This is a genomic window from Rheinheimera gaetbuli, assembly GCF_054781935.1.
Genome location: NZ_BAAGTL010000001.1, coordinates 581938 through 603284, shown reverse-complemented (window position 1 = coordinate 603284; position 21347 = coordinate 581938). Strand labels below are relative to the sequence as shown.

Genomic DNA, 21347 nt, shown 5'->3' with positions numbered 1-21347 from the left:
TGTTCACAATACCGGAGTGCACTGTGTTTCAGTTAACTGTCAGGAAAATCATGTCATGTTGTGGTCGCGTTTATTCAACGTTATTGGCGGTGCTGCTTTGCGGTATTGGTTTGATAGCTATGTCGGTTAATGCTGCAGCGCTGTTTAAAACACCAGCCAGCGTAAAACAAATGCTGGGGCAAAAACTGATGCTGGACCTGCGCTATTACTGCGCTGAAATACCCCAGCAGGGCCAGTGCCGCACGCCGATGACCGAGCTGCCGCCAGAGCTGGCCAGCCTGATCCGTGACTACGACATTGGCGGTGTGATTTTGTTTGCCGAAAATCTGCACAGCATCGAGCAAATTGTGCAGCTTAACCGTGATTTGCAGCAGGCTGCTGCGGAGTCAGCATTGCAGTTACCGTTATTTATTGGCATAGACCAGGAAGGTGGTCGTGTTGCGCGCTTACCGCGAGGCCTTGCGACGTCTTTCGCCGGCAATATGGCAATAGGAGCCACCTTTGCTGAGCACGGTACTAAGTTTGCTGCAGACGTGGGCCGGGTGTTGGCCGATGAACTACTACCACTGGGTATTAACGTTAATTTTGCGCCGACAATTGATGTGAATGTTAACCCACAAAACCCGGTAATAAATGTCCGTGCTTTTGGTGAGAATGCAAAGCAGGTGGCCGAGCTGGGCGGTGCCATGACAGCGGCAATGCAGCAGCGTGGCATGATAGCGGCGCTGAAGCATTTCCCTGGCCATGGCGATACCGAGGTAGATAGTCATTTAGGTTTGCCAAGGGTTGACCACAGTATTGAGCAGATCCGCAACGTCGATTTACTGCCGTTTGCACAAATCATTAAACAGCATAACCCGGGCATGATCATGACAGCGCATATTCAGTATCCGGCACTGGATAGCAGCACCTTTGTTTCTAAAGACGGCGAAACCATGTTAAAACCCGCCACCTTATCGCGCAAAATTCTGCACGACGTGCTACGTGAAGAGCTGGCCTACAACGGTGTTATTGTTACCGACGCGCTGGATATGGCCGGCATCAGTAAATTTTTTACGCACACCGAAGCGGTAGTGCAAACTTTTGCCGCCGGTGCCGACATTGCCTTGATGCCGGTTAAACTGCAACATCCGGGCGAGCTAAATGCGTTACAACAGCTGCTTGATGCCTTAGCTACGGCAGTTGATGCCGGCCAGTTATCCGCGACAGAGCTGGCTCAGTCTTATCAGCGCATAGTGGCACTAAAACAGCAATATCCGTTGTTGCCGCAGGCCAAAACCCAGGCGCTGCAACTGGCGCAGGCTAAGGCGAGCCTGGGCAAACCAGAACATCGTCAGCAAGAACTCTTGTTGGCTAAAGCGGCAATAACACAAGTAAAACCCACCACGGCAGACTGGCCGCTGACTGTTAGCGACAGCAAAAAACTGTTGCTGGTGTTGCCGGACCAAATGAAAGCCCAGGCTCTGGCTGCGGCGCTAAAACATTACGCCAAACAGCCGTTTGATATTGCCGTTATCAGTTTGCAACAAACCGATTTAAGCCAGGCTGCTGCGCAAATTGCGGCGGCAGATCTGGTAATTAGTGGTTTTATCTCGCCGATGCAAAGCCTGGCCGATATTGGCGGTATGGATGATTTAACCGGTATTCGCAATATTGCAGCTGCCTACGAGCGCCAGACCCGGCAGTATGAAGCCTTATTGCCGTTGATTAACGCGCAGAAAAAAGCGCATATTTTCCTTAGCCTGCGTGCTCCTTACGATATTAGCCGCTATGGCCGCTATGCCGATGTGATACTGGCCAGCTATGCCTATAACACGGCAGAAGATGCCAGTGCTATGGCGGCCGGTAATGCGACTTATGAAGCCCTGGCTCAGGCACTGTTACGGCTATACCCGCTAACCGGTAAACTGCCGGTTACCGTTGCCGGCTACAACGACTGATGTTAAGCCTGTACAAGCGTTATGCCGACAGCATACTTGCAGCATTACCTGCTAAGCGCTTGCTGGCGCTGGATGCATTGCGCGGGCTTACTATTACCGCGATGATTTTGGTAAATAACCCCGGTAGCTGGAGCTATGTGTACGGCCCGCTGCGTCATGCCGACTGGCATGGCTGGACACCAACTGACCTTATTTTTCCGTTTTTTATTGTTATTGTCGGTATGTCGCTGCAGCTTAGCCTGCAGCGGCAATCAGCTGTTGCGCATGCAGTGGTAATAAAACAGGCGGCACTGCGCAGTGTAAAACTTATTGGCCTGGGTTTATTTCTGGTGTTGTTTTACTACAATTTTCGTGACCCGGCATACAGCTACATTGAGCAAAAGTTGCTCACACTGCGCTGGCTGGGTGTATTGCAACGTATCGGCTTGGTTTACTTTTTTACTGTACTTATTGTGTTGTATTGCGGTAGCCGTGGCCGGATTGGTTGGCTATTAGGCTTATGTGCGCTGTATTTGGTTGGCATGCTGTATGTGCCCTATGCCGACGTGTACGGCAATCAGTTTAGCGGCCTGCTGCTGTTTGGTAACAGCTTTGCCGCCTGGCTGGATCATGCCGTGCTGGGGGCTAACCATGTTTATTATCGCAGCGCCACGCCCTTTGCCTTTGACCCTGAAGGGCTTTGGTCTACCTTGCCTGCAATTGCCAGTTGCCTTAGCGGAGTGTTAATTGCGCAGTGGCTGCAAACTGAACGCAGCCTGGTACAGAAAATACGCGGCTTGCTGTTATGCGGTGTGGTAGCAGTATGGCTGGCTGAGCTATGGCATTTTGGCTTACCGATTAACAAAAGCCTGTGGACCCCCAGCTTTGTGCTGCTAAGCAGCGGCTATTGCGCCATTGCGCTGGCGGCCTGTATCTGGCTGTGTGATGTAAAACGCTGGCGGCGCTGGAGCGCGCCCTTTGTGGTATTTGGTGCCAATGCCATCTTGTTCTTTATGTTTGCCGGTATTGCTGGGCGGCTGCTGGGTATGTTCAGCGTGGGGCAAAGCTCATTGCAAAGCTGGCTATTCAGTGCACTGTATCAACCGTTGTTTGGCGATTACAACGGTTCACTGGCCTTTGCGCTAAGCTTCCTGCTTATATCCTACCTGTTCATGCACTGGTGCTATAAACGCGGTTATATATTTAAAGTCTAATTAAAGGTGACACTGGCAAAATTACAGCCATAACATAAGCTTCAGGGACCGAAGCTGAAGTGGGTGATGGAGCACTAATGATCAGGGCTATAGTTTTACTGTTGCTGTTAGCTGGTGCTGCCTTGGTACACGGCCGGGAAGTCGTTGTTGGCGTGTACCAAAACCCGCCAAAAATTGTCGCCGCAGCTGATGGCTCTGCCTCGGGTATTTTGGGCGAATTACTTACTGAGATTGCCAGCCGCGAAAACTGGCAGCTAAAAGCGGTGCAGTGTGACTGGTCATATTGCCTGCAATTGTTGCAAGCCGGTAAAATTGATTTGTTGCCAGACGTTGCTTTCAGTGACGAACGCTCACAACTGCTTGATTTTCATGCTACGCCAGCCTTATTTAGCTGGTCACAGTTGTATCTTGCACCAGGTGTGCCGGTGGCTTCGCTGCAAGATTTGGCAGGCAAAAGGGTGTTGGTATTACGTGATTCTATTCAGCAGCACTATTTGCAACAACAAGTGGCTGCCGCCGTTATCAGTGCGCAGTTACTGGAAGCACGCTCAATGGCCGAGGCTTTTGCTATGGTCGCGGCCGGGCAGGCCGATGTTGTCGCTGCCAACCATTACTTTGGTCTGGCCCATATGGCAGAGTTTAAGCTTACGCAAAGTAGTGTGATTTTTCAGCCGACACAGCTGTTTTACGCTACCGGCAAAGGGCGTAACCAGGGACTGTTGACGGTTATCGAAACCTATATGGCGCAATGGCAAGCTAACGCCAGCTCGCCTTATTACCATATACTGCAGCGCTGGGGGGCGGACGTACCGGCACTTCAGCTCCCTGAACAAGTGTGGTGGCTGCTGACAATGCTGTCGGCCTTGCTACTGCTGGCGCTATTGGGAGCCTGGTGGCTAAAAAAGCAAGTTGCAGAGAAAACCCGGCATTTACAAGCCAGCGAGGAGCAGTTAAGCACGATACTAAACAGTGTCGACGCGCATATTTATATCAAAGACACTAAAGGTCGTTATCAGTACATTAATCGCAAAGTAGCTCAGTTATTTGGCTGCGAACCTGATGAGGTTGTTGGCCGGCGTGATGATGCTTTTTTTGATGCCGCTACGAGTGCAAAGCTGCAGCAAAATGATGAAAAAGTGCTGCAACAGGGCCTGCGTATTGTAGAAGAAGAGCAAAACCGCTCTCTGGATGGCCAGCACTGTTATACCTATTTATCGGTTAAATTGCCGTTGCGTGACAGCAAAGGGCAAATCTATGCGCTGTGCGGTATTTCTACTGATATCACCGAACACAAACAGCAACAGCAGGAAATTCACCAACTGGCGTTTTACGATGCTTTAACTGGCCTGCCAAACCGCCGGCTGCTGCTGGAGCGTCTGCAGCATGCGGTGGCATTAAATCAACGTCAGCCACAACAGGGCGCTTTACTGTTTATTGACCTGGACCATTTTAAAGACCTGAATGACAGCCTGGGCCATGCTATGGGCGACAAACTATTACAGTTGGCGGCGCAGCGGTTACAGCAGCACTTACGCAAAATTGACACGCTGGCGCGGCTTGGTGGCGACGAATTTGTAGTGTTGCTGACCGATATGCATCCGGACGCTGAACTGGCCAGCCAGAAAGCCGGCTTAATAGCAGATAAGGTTGTGCAGCTTATGGCAGAAGCCTTTATGCTGCAAGAACGGCCTTACAGCTTGTCAGCCAGTGTTGGCGTGGTGATGTTTTCTGATGGCTGCAATGCCGATGAATTGCTGCAGCGCGCCGATCTGGCGATGTACGATGCTAAAGAGCGTGGCCGCAACGGTGTACGGTTTTTTAACCAGCAAATGCAGGCTGAAGTTAGCGCCCGGGCCGAGTTAGCGGCAGGCTTGCGTCTGGCACTAACACAACAGCAATTTGTGCTTTATTTTCAACCACAGGTACAAGCTGACAACGTTATCGTGGGTGCAGAAGTGTTATTACGCTGGCAGCACCCGGATAAAGGCCTGGTAGCACCCGGGTTGTTTATTCCTATCGCTGAATCCAGTGGGCAGATCTTGCAAATTGGTCGCTGGGTGTTGCAACAAGCTTGTATGCAACTGGCAGAATGGGCCCGGCAAAGCAATAGCGCCAGCTGGTATCTGGCGGTAAATGTCAGCGCGCGCCAGCTGCACGACGTGCATTTTGTAGATGAAGTTAAAAAAGCCCTTCGCGATAACGATGCCATGCCAGATAAGTTAGTCTTGGAACTCACCGAGAGTCAGTTGTTGCAGGATGTTGATACCGTAATAAACAAAATGCAGCAGCTTACCGGTCTGGGCGTACGTTTTTCGCTGGATGATTTTGGTACCGGCTATTCATCGCTCAGTTATTTGAAGCGCTTGCCGCTAAGCCAGCTGAAAATCGACCGCTCCTTTGTCCGTGATATTCTTACCGATGCTAATGATAAGGCGATTATCAAAACCATATTGGCGCTGGGCCACAGTCTGGAATTGGCAGTGATAGCCGAAGGGGTAGAAACCGAGCAACAATACCAGCAGTTACAGCAGCTGGGGTGTCAGCAGTTTCAGGGCTATTTATTTGGCAAGCCCGCGCCATTGGCCGATTTTGCCCCTAAGCCGCTACATACTTCAACCAGCGCTGAGTGACATAGCAGGCATAGCTGATGCAGGGCTTCGTTAAAGTCTGTGTCGCTGTGATTAGCGATTCCCAGCACCAGGCCGTAACGTACTTCACTGCTAAACAGATAGCGGCTAAGAGGTTGTACTTTAATATTTTTCCGCTCTAGCCGTGCCAATAATTTAGTTTCATCAATAGCGTTTGGAAACTGCAGTACCAAATGCAAGCCAGCGTCCTGTGCATATAAACGACATTGTGGTAGCTGTTGCGATAACATCTGCATGGCGTGTAATTTGCGCCACTGATAGTGGCGGCGCATTTTGCGCAGATGGCGGCCAAAATGCCCCTCACTGATAAAATCGGCCAGTGCCGCCTGTGGCAGCAACGCCACATCGCCATGCAGTGCCTGCAGTATGGCCGCCGCCTGCGCTATTACCCGCCGCGGCGCCACCAGATAACCGAGGCGCAGCGCCGGAAACAGCGTTTTGCTGAACGAGCCGGCAAATAGTACGCCTTCACCGCCAGCTAAACCCTGTAAGCTGGCAATTGGCCGGTGGCGGTATTGAAACTCGCTGTCATAGTCATCTTCTACCAGCCAGACGCCTTGCTGGCGCGCCCAGTCCAGCACAGCCATACGCTGTGGCAGCGGCATAATGCCGCCCAGCGGGTATTGGTGGCCCGGCGTTAAAAACAGCGCTTTTGCTGCTGTGTTGTCGGGCAGCGCCCTGATATCCAGGCCATCAGCACCGCTGGCATCCAGATGCTGCACTTGCAGTTCGCACAGCTGCAATGCTTGTTTTAAGCGCGGGTAACCCGGGCTCTCCATCAGTACCTGCTCACCGGCGCGGGCGACTAACTTAGCCGCAATAAACAGTGCCTGTTGAGCACCGGCGGTGATCAGAATACTTTGCTCATCACACACCACCTGACGTGCCTGGCGCAGGTACTGCACCAGCGCCTGGCGTAGCGGCAAATAACCCAGCGGATCAGCAAAACCGCCCAGCACCGCCCGCTGACAATGGCGTTGCAACATGCGCTGCCAAATCGCATAAGGAAACTGCTGCAGCGCAGACACGCCGGGTTGCAATAAACCATTTACCGCGCCGGTTTTATGCGGCAGTGCATACTGCTGCATTGCCAGTTCTGGCAAAACATTGCTGCTGGCGGCTGCAGGTTGAAAATACTGCTCGGGCAGTGCCGCCACCCGGTAACCCTTGCCGGGCAGACCTTCGATATAGCCTTCGGCGACCAACTGTTGCAGTACCTGGTTGACGGTATTGCGGCTAAGGTTTAAATCGCTGGCCAGGATCCGGCTGGAGGGCAGCAAAGCGCCGCTGGGCCACACCGCCGTTAATAGTTGCTGTTGTAACAGCAAATACAGCTGCTGGCGCAAACTGCCTGTGCCACCAAGTTGCAAGCCATCAGTCACTAAGCGCAACTGGATCTCCTTGTTTGTTAAAACCGGTACTTTTTATAGTGCCAGTTTAGCCGCTATGCTAACGGCAGCACAACAGGAGGCTAAGCAATGACGATAGTGTATCAACAAGAAAGCAGTTTTAAGCTGGACGAAATGCTGGCGCTGTACCGCGCATCCGGTATTAACCGGCCAACAGACGACAGTGCGCGCATGGCAATAATGTTGGCAAGTAGCAATTTACTGATCAGCGCCAGATTAGATGGCAAGTTAGTGGGGCTGGCGCGCTGTTTAACCGACAAAGCCTATGTGGTGTATATCTGTGATTTGCTGGTCGATAAAGCCTGGCAGCAGCAAGGCATTGGCAAGGCGCTGCTGGCCGCCGTGCAGCAGGCTAGCGGGCCGCAGGTGCAACAGTTATTACGCAGCGCACCCTCGGCTATGCAGTACTACCCGGCAGTGGGTTTTACTGCGATAGACAATGCTTTTCATATTCAGCGTCAGTATTAGTAAGGAGCCAGTAGTGTATCCACCACCTTATTACCACTGCGATGACAGCGCACAATTGCAGGCGTTGTTGCTGCAGCATTATTTTGGTTTGTTGTTAAGGAGCAACAGTGGTTTAAGCTATACCCCGCTGCCGTTTTTATTCGACTGGCAACAGGGCTTAGGCAAAGCTTACTGCCATTTAGCACGCAATAACCCGCAGCTCAGGCAACTCGACGGCGCACAGGTAACCGTTGTTATTCAGGGCCCGCATGCCTTCGTACCGGCCAGCTGCTACAGCCAGCAACCTGCAGTGTCTACCTGGAACTACGCCCTGGTTGAGCTAAAAGGCACTGCCCGCTTGTTGGACAATGAGCAAACGCTGGCACTGGTAAGAAAGCAGGAGGCGCATAGCGCACCGGCTATGCTGCAAGCGGCTGACTATCAACAAAAGCTGGTTAAGGCGATAGTAGGGGTAGAGATCAGCCTTAGCTGCGTAACCGGCCGGTTTAAATTATCGCAAAACAAATCAGCCGCCGAGCAGCAAGCCGTTATTCGCTATTTGCAGCAAACAGAGCAGCCCGCTAAAGTGTGGCAGATGATGCAGCATGCTGGAGCAAGCTAGCTAATCTGACCGATCCCGCTCAAAAGTTGCGATAAATCTGCTTTTAATCTGGCCAGCGGCAAATGCTAAAGGTGCTATGCGGGAAGTCAGGTTTTTCAAAATTTGGAAAAACTTGCTCCAGCTCTTCATTACTGAGGTCGCAATTTAACGAGGCAAGCCGTTGCACTACGGCTTGCTGTGGCTTGATACTGGATGTGTTCAAATACCAAAGCAGAAACAGTTTGCCCTGATAGTCGAGTGATAGAACTTGCCGACTTTTCGATTGATCAAATTTATTGCCAGGCAAGCGTGACTTGATGTTTTTTTCTGCAAAATAAAACTGTCCCTGCTCATCAGTCACCACTTCATCGTTGTAAGATTTGTCGTAGTCTAGTTCGCGAAACACTTTGATACCCGCCAGCGGCTTACCATCCAAAGTAATTTTTCCCTGTACAACAGGAGATAAATGCACATCGTATTTTTTAAACCAACTAAACATATCTGCTAAAACCTGCGGTGTGTAAACCATAAAAACTACAATGGCTAAGATATTTAAAGCGATGCTAGTGAAGGTAAGGCGGGTTGTGAGCATTTTTTGCCAGTAAATGAAGTTGATGAGGTTTACCGGATAGCCAAAAGAGGACTATCCGGTAAGACAGAGCAGTCTATTTGACTAGCTAGTAAACCAAGTCCATTGCTTGTCTGGCAATTCGATGCAAAGCGTCAATGGTCACTTGAAATACCCAGCGAATAAATTTAAAGGATAAATCAGCTACTTTGACTGCTCCTTTACCGGCAAATACCAGCATATGACCGAGTAAACCAAGGGTTTGCGCAGGAAAATCGTCGCCAGGAAGTTTGGCTATCTTCTCTACAGAAGAGGCCAGCATGTCATAAAACGTCAGATAGGTGCCAATACGAGCCTGAGCGTAAATTAATGGCAGCATGCCTGCTTTTTTAAGTAATGTGATCAACGCATTATTTATACGATGAGCCCAGTAGGTAGTAAAGGTAACCTGATGCCGATCGGGATATTTAAGTTCAGTCTCTTTAAACAATTCATTAGAAAGGCTTTGTAAGGCATCCCAGCTGTTACTGTTGGCCGTGTTTAAATAGCCTGGCGTACCGTTTTCTCCCATACTATGTCCTGAAGCACGCAACCCCTGAGCGGAGCTAAGTAGTATTTCACGTGCCTTATATGGCGCATGCATAAAAGGCCACAACGGAATTAACGGGATAGGGTCGCTGGCATGGGTACAACGGAATATTTTATCAATATTGCCGGTAGTTTTAATGGCAAAACCATCTAAACCAACCCGTGGTGAGCCAAAAGTATATAAACATACACGGCTTTTATAACGCCGTTTTATCCAGTCTGCAGTGATGTGCGCTATCGCGCCACCAAGGCTGTGGCCAACGCAGTGCACTGTGCCGCGACCATTGGTCGTTAAGATAGGTGTAAGGCTTTGTTCCAAAGCGGGTTTCATGCTTTGAAATACTTTGTTAAAGCCAGAATGTACCAGTGAGTTATTATCGCCGCCTGCCAACCCGATGTTTAAGTCGGTAATAATATCTCTTAAGCCGTCTGTGCCACGAATGGCTACCACGTGATCGCCTGCATATGAGGCTTTACCTTTACCAATAGCGGCAAAACCCGTTTTACGGTTGAATAACCGGGAAACAAAACTGCCCGACACACCTGTCAGGCGATGACTGCTCAAATCAAAGTCAAAATTTTTGGTTACTTGAGTATTTAGCTCTAGCGAAAACTCTTTCTCCCTGCCATTTTCTTTCAGTAGATAGACTGAGTTAGCTAAGGATGCAGCCATTAACGGTGTCAGTTCATTCATTTCCATAATTCCTTTTCTAGTATGACTTCGTCGTGTTCAAAAGTGCATATACTTGCAACGCCAAGCGGCGGGGATTGAGGGTTTCCCCTGGGGATTTCTAACCTCATCTCAGGTGAGGTCAATTCACACTTCATGCTGGATAACAATTTATGAATACTTTCGTAGTTCAGCGTGTTAGTTGTACCTGCAGTCCAAACATCAGTTCGCTTATTCGCGTATTCAACAACTAAGTTTTGTGTTACTGCAGTGTCAAACATTGAAGAAACTTTTAGCCTTACTGCTTTAACCGGTAACTGAAAACGGCCTTGCTCGTCGGTAGTAGTACCGTCATTAAATTTTTTATCGCTGTAAGTTAAATATCGGAGTACTTTTGCGCCAGCAATTGGCTTGCCATTTAAAGTGATAGTGCCGTTAACTTCAGGAGACAACTCTACTTCTGTTTTTTTAAACCAACTAAACATATCTGCCGTAACCTGTTGTGAGAAAACAATAAATACCAGAAAAGTCAGTGCTGCGGCCAACAGCAGCAATGGCTTTCGCCTGAACATAAAAGTATGCATGCGGGGCTCTACTGAAATGAGGTTGCTAAAAGATATATAAATAATGCATTTTTGTAAATTAATTATTCATGAGAATAGGGCGGGGGGGCAGAAGTGGCGCTGCCGCTGTTAACAGCGCCACAAATGAGAGCTGTTAATAGTCGAATTTATGTGCACTAAATAGCTCTTGTACTGCCAGCCAGACATCGCCGACTTCGCCGTTGCCAACCGGTTTATCGTTAACCAGTAACACCGGGGCAATTTCTTTGCTGGAGCTGGTAAGCCAAATTTCATCGGCGGCCAGCACTTCCGCTTCGCTGATATCGCGCTCTTCTACTTTGATGCTGCTGTGTTTGGCCAGTATTGCCAGCAGCAGTTGCCGGGTAATGCCGGGTAGCAGTTTATGGCTTAGCGCTGGTGTAGCAATAACGCCATCTTTAACGATAAACACATTTACCGCCGCGCCTTCAGTTAAGTTGTTGTCTTTATCAAACAGCAGTATTTCCTGCGCGCCCTGGCTGTAACTTTGCTGGTAATGCAGCACGTTGCCCAGCAGTGAGGTGGATTTAATATGGCAGCGCTGCCAGCGTAAGTCCTGGCCGGTAACTACGGCGTAAGTGGTGGCTTTACTTTTGTCGGCTACCGGCTCGGGCGGGATAGCAAAAGCAAAACCGAATACGGTAGGGCTGATATTGGCCGGAAAAGCATGGCCGCGTTTGGTATCGGTGCCACGGCTTACCTGAAAGTACACACCGAGGTTCTCGCCCAGCTCAGCACGGTTGTCAGCCAGCAGTTTATCTGCAATATGAAGCCAGTCAGCCTGGCTAAGCTTAGGGTCTATCGATAGTTGTGCTAAGCCGCTGTGCATGCGATCAATATGCGGGCCAAAGCCAACAAAGCGCCCAGCGTAGCTGGGGATCACTTCATAAATGCCGTCGCCAAATAGAAAGCCGCGGTCCATCGGCGATATTTTCGCTTCGCTGGCCGGTACAAAGGCGCCGTTTAAATATACTGTTGTCATTGCGGTTCTCGCTGTAAACACGGTTCGGTTGTGCACAATCGAACCGGTTCACCCACACCGACACGCCGTAAATACATCCCTGTAGGCTCGATTCGGCCATCCTGGCCTGCAACGGTCGGCTTAGGGTAAACCGGTTCTCATTTCATTAGTAATTCAAGATCTTCAATCAGTTGCTCGCCTTCAGTATGCGCCAGGCCATCTTCGGTTAGCGTATTTAACCGGGTTACGCCATCGACACTGCCTTTGGCCGACAAATACTGCAAAATGGTAAGCGGCTCAGCACCGGCCAGCAGGTTTTCGCCGCGCAATAGCGACACCATAGCGGCTAAACCCCAGGCTGCCCAGTTCGATACATCGGCGACAATCAGCTCATCGCACTGTGTCACGCAGGGCGTAATGTTCAGCGCGCTGACCGCCTGCAACAGATTACCCATACCAATTTCATTGCCGCCATCGCCAATGCCAATGGTCGGGCAGGCTGCTTGCGTTAAAAAGTAGTCAAAGCTGGCGCAGCGCGAACTAATATCCTCGCCGCGCATATTGGCGTAACGCTGCTGCGCATTAAAGCCAGGCCGTTCAATTGAGATAACCAATTGCGGTTTAAGCTGTGCCAGCGCCGCTTCGGCAACGGTTGGCAGGGCGTCAAACTGGTTTACGCTGATTTGATAGCACTGATAATCGGCTTTAAGCGCGCTGTACAGCGGATCGCCACAAACAATAACCGGCGCTGCGCCAAGGCGCTTAAGTAACTGATACAAGCCAATGGCACCGACGGGACCGTCGGTTTCAAAGGTATTCAGTACCGGAAAGCCGGTACCGATTAACACCATACCGCGGCATTGATTAATAAGGCGCGCAGCGCGCAGTATATAACCCGGCCGTAAATGCGGCTTAAGGTTTGCCATGCCGCGCAGGTTTTGCCGCACTAATAACTGCTCTATTTGCTGACTTAGCGCCAGATAATCTTGCTGCTGTGCGCTCATTTACAGGCTCACCAGTTGGCTGCTAATTGCAGCTGTGCGTACTTTGGCCAAACATAGTGCATTGTGCGCCTGCTCGGGGCTGATGGGCGTAAAATATACTGTTGTACCGGCGCCTGCTTGTGCCAATAAAGCACAGTCGAGCGATAATACGCTGCCTATTTTCGGGTAGCCACCTAAGGTTTGCCGGTCATTTAACAGCACTATTGGCTGGCCGTCGGGCGGAATTTGCACGGCGCCATAGCAGATGCCTTCAGATAGCAGCTGTGTTTGTTGGCAGCTAATGGCGCTGCCGCTGAGTTTATAACCCATGCGATCGGCTTGTGGCGTCACGTTATAGCTGTTGAGGTATAAGCGCTGGCGCTCGGTAGCGGTAAAACTTTGCGCTTGGTAACCCTCGACCAGCCTTAAGGTTAGTACGCGGTTAAACTGCGGCCGGTAGCGTGCCGGCAAGCGCTGGCGTTGTAGTTTATCTACGCTGTTGGCAGCAAGTGTATCGCCGGCCTGCAGTTTATTACCGTTTAAGCCGCCGATAGCTTCGCGCAGTACGGTGGCGCTGCTGCCAAACTGTGGCGCGATAATAAAGCCGCCGGCCACCGCAATATAGGCGCGCAGGCCTTTCGTTACCATGCCCAGCTCAATCAAATCATCCGGTTGCACCTTATGTACCGTCCATTGCTCTGCTGCTTTGCCATTAATGGTCAGCGGCAACGACGCGCCGGTGACGGCAATATAGCTGTGCGTATCGGCGCGCAGTTGCAGGCCGCCAACACTGCACTCTATTAAAGTGGCATTGTTGTGGTTGCCCAGTAAGCGGTTAGCCCAGACTGCTGATGGTGCGTCCATAGGCCCACCATTGGTTAAACCCAGTGCGCCCTGACCAAAGCGGCCGCTGTCTTGCAGTAAACTCAGTACGCCAGGCACTATTACGCTAAAGCCGCTCATGGTTTATTCCCCGCATACTCAAACTCTGGCAGTTCAAGCTCTGGCAGTTCACCACCTAAGCGCAGAAACTCGGCTTTATCGATGGCAACAAAGCGCACTTCATCACCTACCGCCACCGGCATTGCCGGCTCTACAGCTGGGTTAAACATTCTGGTCGGACATAGGCCAATTAAATTCCAACCGCCGGGCGATGCTGCCGGATACACCGCAGTTTGCCGGTCGGCTATCGCTACCGCACCGCGCGGTACTTTGGCGCGAGGTGTGGCTAAGCGCGGCATTTGCAGCAGCGGGTCTACCTCGCCCAAATAAGCAAAACCGGGCGCAAAACCGATAGCATAGACGCGGTAGCTGACGGCCTGATGGCGTTGTATCACCTCATCGATGCTGATGTTTTTTGTTTTGGCAATAAGCGCCAGATCGGGCCCGCTTTCTGCGCTGTAATACACCGGCAGCTCCACCATCTTACCGCTGTGCTGGTTGCTGCTTTGCAGTTGCGCCAGACAATGTTGCAACTGCGCCTTCACGCGGTAATGATCGGTGCTTAGCGGGTTAAACAGAAGCAATACTGAAGCGTAGGAGGGTAACAAGTCGATAATATCATCGGCTAATTCAGCGCGGATAAGCACACAGACTTGTTGCACTAGGGCAGAAATGGCCGGGTCGATGCGCTGGTCAAAATACAGCATTAGCGCGTTTTCACCGGCAACAGTCAGATGATACTGCGGCTGGCTCATGCCCGTACTCATTTTAACAGGGCCCGGATTTGTTGCACCTGAGCAAGAGCGGCCTGGTTGTCACCGTGCACGCACAGTGTATCAGCATTAAGTGCCAGCTGTTTGCCGGATACGGTGGTGACACTGCCGTGCTTAACCAACTGCCTGACCTGAGAGAGCATCTCATCGCCATGCAACACAGCGCCGGCCTGGCTGCGTGGCGTTAGTGTGCCTTCGTCGGTGTAGCGCCTATCGGCAAAGGCTTCAAACAACAGGGCTACGCCCAGCGCTTTTGCCCGATCTGCAAACGCCTGTTGTTGTGACGTGGCTAAAATCATCAGCTTTAGCGGTTTGTAAAAACCGGCGACGGCCTCAAGCACGGCAGCAAACACTGCCGGTTTGGCCATCATATCGTTATACAGGGCGCCATGCGGTTTAACATAGCTTAGCTGTACACCGGCACTTAGCGCCATACCATCCAGCGCGGCAATTTGATAACGCATACAGTTAACAATTTCGCTTGGCGATAGCGCCATACTGCGCCGGCCAAAGCCCTGTAAGTCGGGGTAAGACGGGTGGGCACCAACGGCCACACCATGTTGTTTTGCCAGGGCTAAAGTGCGCGCCATCACATCGGCATCGCCGGCGTGAAAACCACAGGCGATATTGGCCATATCAATATGCGGCATCACTTCAGTGTCCAGCCCCATCTGCCAGCTACCAAAGCTTTCGCCTAAGTCGCAATTCAGTTTCATGTCAGTACCGCCACTGCAGAAATAATTTATTCATGTTGCTTGCTTGTTTAGTAATAGTCTAGTCGGATGCGACCAAATACTGTACTAAAAGGATATCGAATTAAGAACGATATATTGCGCGCCTTAGCAAGTCTTTTATATGGTGAGAGTTATTGAAGTTGTGCTAATTACGCCAAACGAAGCAGGCGTGGTAATTAGCACACAAGGTGAACATAAATTAACGGTAAAAGGCGGCGACTTTGCCTTTTAATGTCATCAACAATGGTTGGCCGCGGCGATCCAGCGCTTTAGCTGCTGCTACTTTAACCCAGCCTTCGCTGATGCAGTATTCCTCAACATCAAAGCGGTCTTTGCCGTTTAAGGTAATACCAACATCGTACTGAAAAATTGCTTTTACATAGTGCGGGCTGCGCGGGTTAACCGATAAGCGATCTGGTAATGCCGGGCGCTCTTGTTCATCGCTTACAGCTGCAGGTGTAGTTGTATCGTTCATGGCTTGGGCCTTAATTAACAAAATGTGCGCCATTGTAGGCAAAGCCAACAGGCGGCTCAAGTGTTCCGGCAATAAACTCCGACCGACATACTTTTTTGTTTGTTTCTACTGGCTAAATGTAATAACAGCGATCATACTGTTTTGAGACAAATGAGACATGCAGGTGTCGTTTTTACCTAAATGCTGGGGATAGCGATGAAAGGTATCATTTTTAATGTTCTTGAAGACATGGTTGTAGAAAAGTTTGGCATGCAGGTTTGGAACGATTTGTTACAGAAACATGCGCCAGCAGACAGGGTGTATGTTTCTGCAAAAAATTATGACGAAAATGAGCTGTTCGCCATAGCAAATGGTGTTGCTTTAACACTCGATATGCCATTGCAAGAGGTTGTTAAAGCGTTTGGTCATTATCTGTTTAAGGGCTTAGCAGACAGGCATGATGACGTCGTAAAACACTTTGCTGATTTTACATCTCTGGTAATGGGTATTCATAATGTGATTCATGTTGAGGTTAATAAACTTTATCAGGACCCTGCACTGCCCAGTATTTCCTGTCAGCTTAAAACGCCTCACCATATAGAAATGCGCTACAGTTCACCACGTAAGCTATGTTTCTGTGCGGAAGGATTGCTGTTTGGAGCCGCAGAGTTCTTTAATGAGTCAATTAACATTACACATGAGGTTTGCATGCATAAAGGTGCTGACCATTGTATTTTGGATATAGCGCTGCAGTATGACTGAATCCTCGGATCCCTACTACGCGGCATTTTTGCGTGAAAGAAAAGCCCGGCGTGAAATTGAGCAATTGCTTGAAGACAGCACCAGGCAACTTTACGAAAAGAATCAGGTGCTGGAGCGGCAAATTAGGCAGATAAAGGTACAGCAACAATCTTTGTTGCAGCAAGAAAAACTGGCCACATTAGGCTCATTGGCTGCTGGTGTGGCGCATGAAATCAATAATCCCCTCGCTTTTGTAATCAGCAATATTGATGTGCTTTGTCGATACAGTAATCAGTTGATTAGTGCAGCAACAGATCATACGTTAAGTGTCCCCGAACAGCAGTTGCGTATGATGCAGGAGGACCTGCCAGAGCTGGAATCTGATATAAATCATGGTTTAGTGCGAATAAAAGATATTGTTAAACATCTACTTTTTTTCGGTAGAACTGACAGCGATCAGCCTACACAGATACCTTTGCAGGATGTAGTTAACCTGTCATTAAAATTGCTGGGGCCAAAGCTGAAAGATGTTGTAGTGCATACCAGTGTTTCATTCGGTTCCGCAGTATGGTTTAACCCCAGCGAACTAAATCAAATGCTGGTGAATATTCTGATTAATGCAATTCAGGCTTGTGAGGTGGTGGCAGACAGGCAGGCTGAAATTACGATTGCCGAAATAGTGTCAGACAACAAGATCACCCTGACCATTAGCGATAACGGTTGCGGCATGAGCGAAGAAACACAAACCCGAATGTACGACCCGTTTTTTACGACTAAGCCAGTGGGCACAGGGACTGGTATAGGCATGGCTATGGTGTTGCAAGTGTTGAAAAAGCATAACTGCAGCATATCAGTGCACTCGGTTATTAACCAAGGTAGTTCCATCTGCATTGAATTTCCTCGTTAGGCTTTATCTCACACCCTTTTACTACAGAGTAACTTTTTGAAGGTATTGTTCTTATTATTTTAGAGCGCGGCAATTAGTGCTTGACACCCTTGCGACACGTGTCGCAATATCGCGCCAGTTTTTTTGTCTCGACTTTATGCAGCAGCTTACCGCTCCTGAGCTGGAAATTCTCAAATTATTATGGGAAAAACAGCCTCTTACATCACGTGAGTGACATGATCAGCTGGCGCCGTTGTTAGGCTGGGGTTACTCATTTGATTAACAATGATGAAATTGCCGCACTGGAAAAGTTATTATTACAACTGTCCCAAGCACAACAGCGTAAGGATGCCTGATATGGTGCAAGCCTTACCACAACGTTTTGCCAGCCTGCCGCTTAATCACCGGCGGATGCTAATGCTTACCATGCTGCTATCGGGCGCGGTAATACTGTGGCCAGGTGCGCCCAAACAATCAGACTCTGCTGCGCCTGGCATCAATGTTGCCAGCCAACCGGCGGTAACCTGGCACCATGACGGGCCGTTGTCGCTGGCAAACCTGTTTCAGCGTCAGGCCTTGCCGCTGCCAAGCCCGCTAGCCCCGGATCCACAGTTGCTGCCGCCAGAGTCAACCAGCCTTAGCTATAGGATTGAGTCAGGTGATAGTTTAAGTAGTATTTTTTCGCGCCACGGTTTTAGCCAGCAACAAATGCGACTGGTGATGGCGGCGGATCAATCCTTGCTGGCACTGGATATATTAAAGCCTGGTTATCAGCTGAGCTTTCAGTTGGATGCTAACGAGCAGCTGCAGGAAATGCAGCTTTACCTTCATGCTGGCCATAGGGTCATTTATCAGCGCGATGAAAACGGCGAATTTAGCTATCAGGAAGTGCTGCATGAAGGCGAGTGGCAAAGCACCACACTAAGCGGAAGTATTGATGGCAGTTTTTATCAGTCGGCCAAGCAGGCTGGGCTGAGCGACGCTGACATTGCTACAGTGCAGCAGTTATTTCAGCAGCGGATTAACTTTTCCCGTGACATCCAGGCTGGTGATCGTTTTCAGGTGATCCGTAGCGACAATTATGTTGGTACTGACGCCACCGGCCAAAGCCGTATTGACGGTGTGCGGTTATTTAACCGCCGCCAACAGCATAGCGCGTTTTTACACGATAACGGTCAGTATTATGCCGCCAATGGCGAAAGCCTGGAGCGCAGCTTTATGCGTATACCGCTGGCGCAGAAATACCGCATTAGCGATGCCTTTAATCCGCGTCGTTTACATCCGGTGACAGGCAGGGTCAGGCCGCATAATGGCACCGACTTCGCCACTCCGGTTGGCACCGCAGTGTTAGCCGCTGCCGAAGGCACAGTACTGCGGGTAGAAAATCACCCGTTTGCCGGGCGTTACGTCGAGATCCAGCATCAGGGCCAATACAAAAGCCGCTATTTGCACCTCAATAAGGCGCTGGTGCGGCCGGGGCAGTGGGTAGCCAAAGGCCAGCGTATTGCTTTATCTGGTGCCAGTGGCCGCGTTACGGGGGCGCATCTGCATTATGAACTGCATATCAACAACCGGCCGGTAAACCCAATGACAGCAACTATCCCGCAGGCAGAGCCTATCCCGGCTGCAGGTCGCAGTGCGTTTCTCGAACGGGTTGGTTTTATGCTGCAGCAAATGGAGCAGCAAACCCTGTTGGTGCAGCAGCAAAAACATGCTGTTTAAGCAGCGTACAGTGATACGCTTTTATTGCAGTAACCCGGGCGTCTTACAAAAACAGGACATAACTAAGGTGCAGCGCCGTACCTGCTATGGCGCCAGTCAGCACCAGCAACCAGGGCGCCAGGCGAAAATACTGTAGCGCTATAAATGCCAGCAGGGCAAGAGCAACGTCCTGCGGCGTTAAAATACTGCTGCTGGCAAGTGGTTGATACAAGGTTGCCAATAACAGACCGGTAACGGCTGCACCCACCCCGGCAATAGCCGAACGTACTGTTGGTTGCTGTGAAACACGCTGCCAGTAGGGCAGTGCCGCGCTAAGAATTAAAAACGACGGTAAAAATATCGCCAGCAGTGCCAGCACGCCGCCTTGTAGCGGGTTGATACCCGTTTGCGCTACGGCACCGACAAAAGCTGCAAAACTGAACAGCGGGCCTGGCACTGCCTGCGCCGCAGCGTAACCGGCCATAAACTGATCAGCGTCAACCAGTGCAGTGGGCACCAGTTCTGCTTGCAGCAGTGGCAGCACGACATGGCCGCCACCAAAAACCAAGGCGCCACTGCGGTAAAAAATATCCACCAGCTGCAGTGCCGGCTGCGGATAAAGCTGCGTTGCCACCGGTAAACCTATTAACAACATCAAAAACAACAAGCCGCAACTTAGTGCCAGCCGGTGTGATACCGGTTTGCCTGTTAGCGCTGTGCCAGCGGCGGCGGGTTGATGGCGCAGCAGCGTAACACCGGCTACTGCTGCTAACAGGATCAGCAGTGGCTGTACTATCGCCCCCGGCTGCCATAGCACGATAGCCGCACTTAGCAGCATAATCAGTGCTTTACCAAAACTGTTGCACAGGCTTTGCGCCATGGCCCATGTTGCCTGTGCGACTACCGCGACGGCAACCAGTTTCAGGCCATGCAGTACGCCGTTTAGTAGCGGTTGTTGCCACCATGTCAGGCTTAGCGCAAAGGCCAGCATCAGTAGCGCTGAGGGTAGGGTAAAGCCAAGCCAGGCGGCTAGAGCACCGCGAAACCTGGCTTGTAATAAGCCTATTGCCATACCCAGCTGGCTGCTGGCCGGGCCGGGCAAAAACTGACACAGTGCCAGCAAGGCGGCAAAGTCGGCATCGCTAAGCCAGCGTCTTTTGCTAACAAACTCATGGCGAAAATAGCCGATATGCGCCGACGGGCCACCAAAGCTGGTTAGCCCTAACTGAAGAAATACGCTGAAAATGGCCCAGAAACCAGGCTTGTCTGGCATTGCCTTGCTGTCAGGCATGGGTGCTGCTTGCGGTCAGACGGGTTAAACGCCAGCTGCAAGCCACGGCTGCCAGCAGCAATAATGAGGATACTATTAAACAGGCCGCCAGGCCCCATTGCTGATAAACCCAGCCTGACAACACCGTGCCCAGCAAACGGCCGGCAGCGTTGGCCATATAGTAAAAGCCAACATCCAGTGACACGCCATCAGCACGTGCCAGCTGCACAATAAAGTAACTGTGCAGCGATGAATTTACCGCAAACACTGCGCCAAACAGCAGCAAGCCGGCAATAAGCAGCGCCAGTGCATACTGGCTGTAACTGATACCCACTGCGATAAGCAACGGTAGGGCGCAAAGTAACATTACCCAATAAAATATTGCGCTGGCGCCCGGGGGCTGTTGTTTGTTGTTGCCGGTAAGGCGCGGCGCCAGCGCCTGCACTATGCCATAGCCAATAACCCAGCAGGCAAGAAAGCTGCCCACCGCGCTGTGCGGCCAGTTAAACTGGCTGGCCAGATACAGCGGCAGGGCAATAACAAACCAGACATCGCGGGCGGCAAATAAAAACAACCGGGCTGCTGACAGGGTGTTCAGTGTTGGGCTTTTCGATAACAACTGGCTGAATTTGGGTTTAAAGCGGGTTTTACCCAGATCACGTTTTAGCAGCAACAGGCTAAGTAGCCACACCAGCAGCAGTGCTGCGGCCATAGCGCCGACAGCACCGCCAAAGCCGAGCAAGGACAACAGCAAACCGCCTAAGAAAAACCCCACGCCTTTTAACGCATTTTTCGAGCCGGTAAGCAGGGCTACCCATTTATATAGCGCACTTTGCGCATTATCTGGCAGTAGCAATTTAATGGCGCTTTTTGCGCTCATTTTATTTAAATCTTTAGCAATGCCTGATACTGCCTGAGCTGCCATTACCCAAAGCACCGTTAGTGCATCAGCCGGCACTAACAGCATCGACAGGGCGACAATCTGCAAAAACAGGCCGATATTCATGGTTTTGTTCAGGCCTAATCTGGCACCCAGCCAGCCGCCAACAAGGTTGGTAACAATGCCAAAAAACTCATAAAACAAAAACAGCGAGGCGATGGCCAGCGGCGTATAGCCCAACTGATAAAAATGCAGCACGATCAGCATGCGCAGCGCGCCGTCGGTCAGGGTAAATGCCCAGTAGTTACCGGTAACAACAAGATATTGCCTGATGTCAGCGCGCATAGCTAAGCCTC

General features: G+C 50.7%; 20 protein-coding genes. 8 read left to right on the top strand and 12 right to left on the bottom strand.

The genetic code is table 11. From position 1 onward, the window contains the following. The first annotated feature begins 23 nt into the window (after positions 1–23). The 3 genes from nagZ (at position 24) to ACYVIC_RS02825 (ending at position 5763) form a co-directional block, all read left to right on the top strand. Entirely contained in the window at positions 24–1940 is a 1917-nt protein-coding gene (gene nagZ / locus ACYVIC_RS02835) for a beta-N-acetylhexosaminidase (protein ID WP_460857083.1), read from the top strand. Further along, positions 1940–3133, top strand: a complete 1194-nt coding sequence (locus tag ACYVIC_RS02830; RefSeq protein WP_460857082.1) for an acyltransferase family protein — start codon at positions 1940–1942, stop codon at positions 3131–3133. Before nagZ ends, ACYVIC_RS02830 begins: the two co-directional genes overlap by 1 nt. Before the next feature lie 77 nt (positions 3134–3210). After that, on the top strand, positions 3211–5763 hold the full coding sequence (locus ACYVIC_RS02825) for an EAL domain-containing protein (RefSeq protein ID WP_460857080.1): 2553 nt from the start codon (positions 3211–3213) through the stop codon (positions 5761–5763). On the opposite strand, the gene pdxR is transcribed toward ACYVIC_RS02825, so the two are convergent. After that, complete coding sequence (gene pdxR, locus ACYVIC_RS02820) at positions 5688–7163, bottom strand: MocR-like pyridoxine biosynthesis transcription factor PdxR (protein WP_460857228.1); 1476 nt, start codon at positions 7161–7163, stop codon at positions 5688–5690. The genes ACYVIC_RS02825 and pdxR overlap by 76 nt on opposite strands. Positions 7164–7259: 96 nt before the next feature. Between pdxR and ACYVIC_RS02815 the strand changes: the two genes are divergently transcribed. Both ACYVIC_RS02815 and ACYVIC_RS02810 read left to right on the top strand, forming a co-directional pair. Beyond that, complete coding sequence (locus ACYVIC_RS02815) at positions 7260–7658, top strand: GNAT family N-acetyltransferase (protein WP_460857078.1); 399 nt, start codon at positions 7260–7262, stop codon at positions 7656–7658. 13 nt (positions 7659–7671) lie between these two features. Then, on the top strand, positions 7672–8259 hold the full coding sequence (locus ACYVIC_RS02810) for an FMN-binding negative transcriptional regulator (RefSeq protein ID WP_460857076.1): 588 nt from the start codon (positions 7672–7674) through the stop codon (positions 8257–8259). A gap of 43 nt (positions 8260–8302) precedes the next feature. On the opposite strand, the gene ACYVIC_RS02805 is transcribed toward ACYVIC_RS02810, so the two are convergent. The 9 genes from ACYVIC_RS02805 to ACYVIC_RS02765 form a co-directional block, all read right to left on the bottom strand. Next, on the bottom strand, positions 8303–8737 hold the full coding sequence (locus ACYVIC_RS02805) for a DUF6795 domain-containing protein (protein ID WP_460857075.1): 435 nt from the start codon (positions 8735–8737) through the stop codon (positions 8303–8305). Positions 8738–8915: 178 nt separating this feature from the next. Continuing rightward, positions 8916–10088, bottom strand: a complete 1173-nt coding sequence (locus ACYVIC_RS02800) for a lipase family protein (protein ID WP_460857074.1) — start codon at positions 10086–10088, stop codon at positions 8916–8918. Further along, entirely contained in the window at positions 10085–10648 is a 564-nt protein-coding gene (locus tag ACYVIC_RS02795) for a DUF6795 domain-containing protein (protein WP_460857072.1), read from the bottom strand. Before ACYVIC_RS02795 ends, ACYVIC_RS02800 begins: the two co-directional genes overlap by 4 nt. 133 nt (positions 10649–10781) lie before the next feature. Beyond that, positions 10782–11648, bottom strand: a complete 867-nt coding sequence (locus tag ACYVIC_RS02790; RefSeq protein WP_460857071.1) for a D-amino acid aminotransferase — start codon at positions 11646–11648, stop codon at positions 10782–10784. Positions 11649–11785: 137 nt separating this feature from the next. Continuing rightward, positions 11786–12631 carry a DUF4392 domain-containing protein gene (locus ACYVIC_RS02785; RefSeq protein ID WP_460857069.1) on the bottom strand — a complete coding sequence of 282 codons (846 nt, stop codon included), beginning with the start codon at positions 12629–12631 and terminating at the stop codon, positions 11786–11788. After that, complete coding sequence (locus ACYVIC_RS02780; RefSeq protein WP_460857067.1) at positions 12632–13573, bottom strand: 5-oxoprolinase subunit C family protein; 942 nt, start codon at positions 13571–13573, stop codon at positions 12632–12634. It lies immediately after the preceding gene. Beyond that, positions 13570–14307, bottom strand: a complete 738-nt coding sequence (gene pxpB / locus ACYVIC_RS02775; protein WP_460857065.1) for a 5-oxoprolinase subunit PxpB — start codon at positions 14305–14307, stop codon at positions 13570–13572. The genes ACYVIC_RS02780 and pxpB overlap by 4 nt, the downstream gene beginning before the upstream one ends. 8 nt (positions 14308–14315) lie before the next feature. After that, on the bottom strand, positions 14316–15041 hold the full coding sequence (locus tag ACYVIC_RS02770) for a 5-oxoprolinase subunit PxpA (protein WP_460857063.1): 726 nt from the start codon (positions 15039–15041) through the stop codon (positions 14316–14318). A gap of 217 nt (positions 15042–15258) precedes the next feature. Beyond that, entirely contained in the window at positions 15259–15534 is a 276-nt protein-coding gene (locus ACYVIC_RS02765; protein ID WP_460857062.1) for a DUF3297 family protein, read from the bottom strand. Between the two features lie 195 nt (positions 15535–15729). Between ACYVIC_RS02765 and ACYVIC_RS02760 the strand changes: the two genes are divergently transcribed. The 3 genes from ACYVIC_RS02760 (at position 15730) to ACYVIC_RS02750 (ending at position 18862) form a co-directional block, all read left to right on the top strand. After that, positions 15730–16275 carry a heme NO-binding domain-containing protein gene (locus tag ACYVIC_RS02760; RefSeq protein WP_460857060.1) on the top strand — a complete coding sequence of 182 codons (546 nt, stop codon included), beginning with the start codon at positions 15730–15732 and terminating at the stop codon, positions 16273–16275. Continuing rightward, positions 16268–17161: a sensor histidine kinase gene (locus ACYVIC_RS02755; protein ID WP_460857058.1), complete on the top strand. Its 894-nt coding sequence runs from the start codon at positions 16268–16270 to the stop codon at positions 17159–17161. The genes ACYVIC_RS02760 and ACYVIC_RS02755 overlap by 8 nt, the downstream gene beginning before the upstream one ends. Before the next feature lie 336 nt (positions 17162–17497). Continuing rightward, positions 17498–18862: a peptidoglycan DD-metalloendopeptidase family protein gene (locus ACYVIC_RS02750; protein ID WP_460857056.1), complete on the top strand. Its 1365-nt coding sequence runs from the start codon at positions 17498–17500 to the stop codon at positions 18860–18862. A gap of 43 nt (positions 18863–18905) precedes the next feature. Here ACYVIC_RS02750 and chrA read toward each other — a convergent pair whose 3' ends face one another. Together chrA and arsJ are read right to left on the bottom strand one after the other, a co-directional pair. After that, positions 18906–20132: a chromate efflux transporter gene (gene chrA / locus ACYVIC_RS02745; RefSeq protein ID WP_460857054.1), complete on the bottom strand. Its 1227-nt coding sequence runs from the start codon at positions 20130–20132 to the stop codon at positions 18906–18908. Beyond that, positions 20125–21336 carry an organoarsenical effux MFS transporter ArsJ gene (gene arsJ / locus ACYVIC_RS02740; RefSeq protein ID WP_460857052.1) on the bottom strand — a complete coding sequence of 404 codons (1212 nt, stop codon included), beginning with the start codon at positions 21334–21336 and terminating at the stop codon, positions 20125–20127. The genes chrA and arsJ overlap by 8 nt, the downstream gene beginning before the upstream one ends. Positions 21337–21347: the final 11 nt, after the last annotated feature.

Excerpts from the sequence above, each read along its gene's own strand:
- ACYVIC_RS02830 (WP_460857082.1), top strand. The coding sequence starts at position 1,940 with ATGTTAAGCCTGTACAAGCGTTATGCCGACAGCATACTTGCAGCATTA.
- ACYVIC_RS02825 (WP_460857080.1), top strand. The coding sequence starts at position 3,211 with ATGATCAGGGCTATAGTTTTACTGTTGCTGTTAGCTGGTGCTGCCTTG.
- ACYVIC_RS02815 (WP_460857078.1), top strand. The coding sequence starts at position 7,260 with ATGACGATAGTGTATCAACAAGAAAGCAGTTTTAAGCTGGACGAAATG.
- ACYVIC_RS02805 (WP_460857075.1), bottom strand. The coding sequence starts at position 8,737 with ATGTTTAGTTGGTTTAAAAAATACGATGTGCATTTATCTCCTGTTGTA.
- ACYVIC_RS02800 (WP_460857074.1), bottom strand. The coding sequence starts at position 10,088 with ATGAATGAACTGACACCGTTAATGGCTGCATCCTTAGCTAACTCAGTC.
- ACYVIC_RS02795 (WP_460857072.1), bottom strand. The coding sequence starts at position 10,648 with ATGCATACTTTTATGTTCAGGCGAAAGCCATTGCTGCTGTTGGCCGCA.
- ACYVIC_RS02790 (WP_460857071.1), bottom strand. The coding sequence starts at position 11,648 with ATGACAACAGTATATTTAAACGGCGCCTTTGTACCGGCCAGCGAAGCG.
- ACYVIC_RS02785 (WP_460857069.1), bottom strand. The coding sequence starts at position 12,631 with ATGAGCGCACAGCAGCAAGATTATCTGGCGCTAAGTCAGCAAATAGAG.
- ACYVIC_RS02780 (WP_460857067.1), bottom strand. The coding sequence starts at position 13,573 with ATGAGCGGCTTTAGCGTAATAGTGCCTGGCGTACTGAGTTTACTGCAA.
- pxpB (WP_460857065.1), bottom strand. The coding sequence starts at position 14,307 with ATGAGCCAGCCGCAGTATCATCTGACTGTTGCCGGTGAAAACGCGCTA.
- ACYVIC_RS02770 (WP_460857063.1), bottom strand. The coding sequence starts at position 15,041 with ATGAAACTGAATTGCGACTTAGGCGAAAGCTTTGGTAGCTGGCAGATG.
- ACYVIC_RS02765 (WP_460857062.1), bottom strand. The coding sequence starts at position 15,534 with ATGAACGATACAACTACACCTGCAGCTGTAAGCGATGAACAAGAGCGC.
- ACYVIC_RS02760 (WP_460857060.1), top strand. The coding sequence starts at position 15,730 with ATGAAAGGTATCATTTTTAATGTTCTTGAAGACATGGTTGTAGAAAAG.
- ACYVIC_RS02755 (WP_460857058.1), top strand. The coding sequence starts at position 16,268 with ATGACTGAATCCTCGGATCCCTACTACGCGGCATTTTTGCGTGAAAGA.
- ACYVIC_RS02750 (WP_460857056.1), top strand. The coding sequence starts at position 17,498 with ATGGTGCAAGCCTTACCACAACGTTTTGCCAGCCTGCCGCTTAATCAC.
- chrA (WP_460857054.1), bottom strand. The coding sequence starts at position 20,132 with ATGCCTGACAGCAAGGCAATGCCAGACAAGCCTGGTTTCTGGGCCATT.
- arsJ (WP_460857052.1), bottom strand. The coding sequence starts at position 21,336 with ATGCGCGCTGACATCAGGCAATATCTTGTTGTTACCGGTAACTACTGG.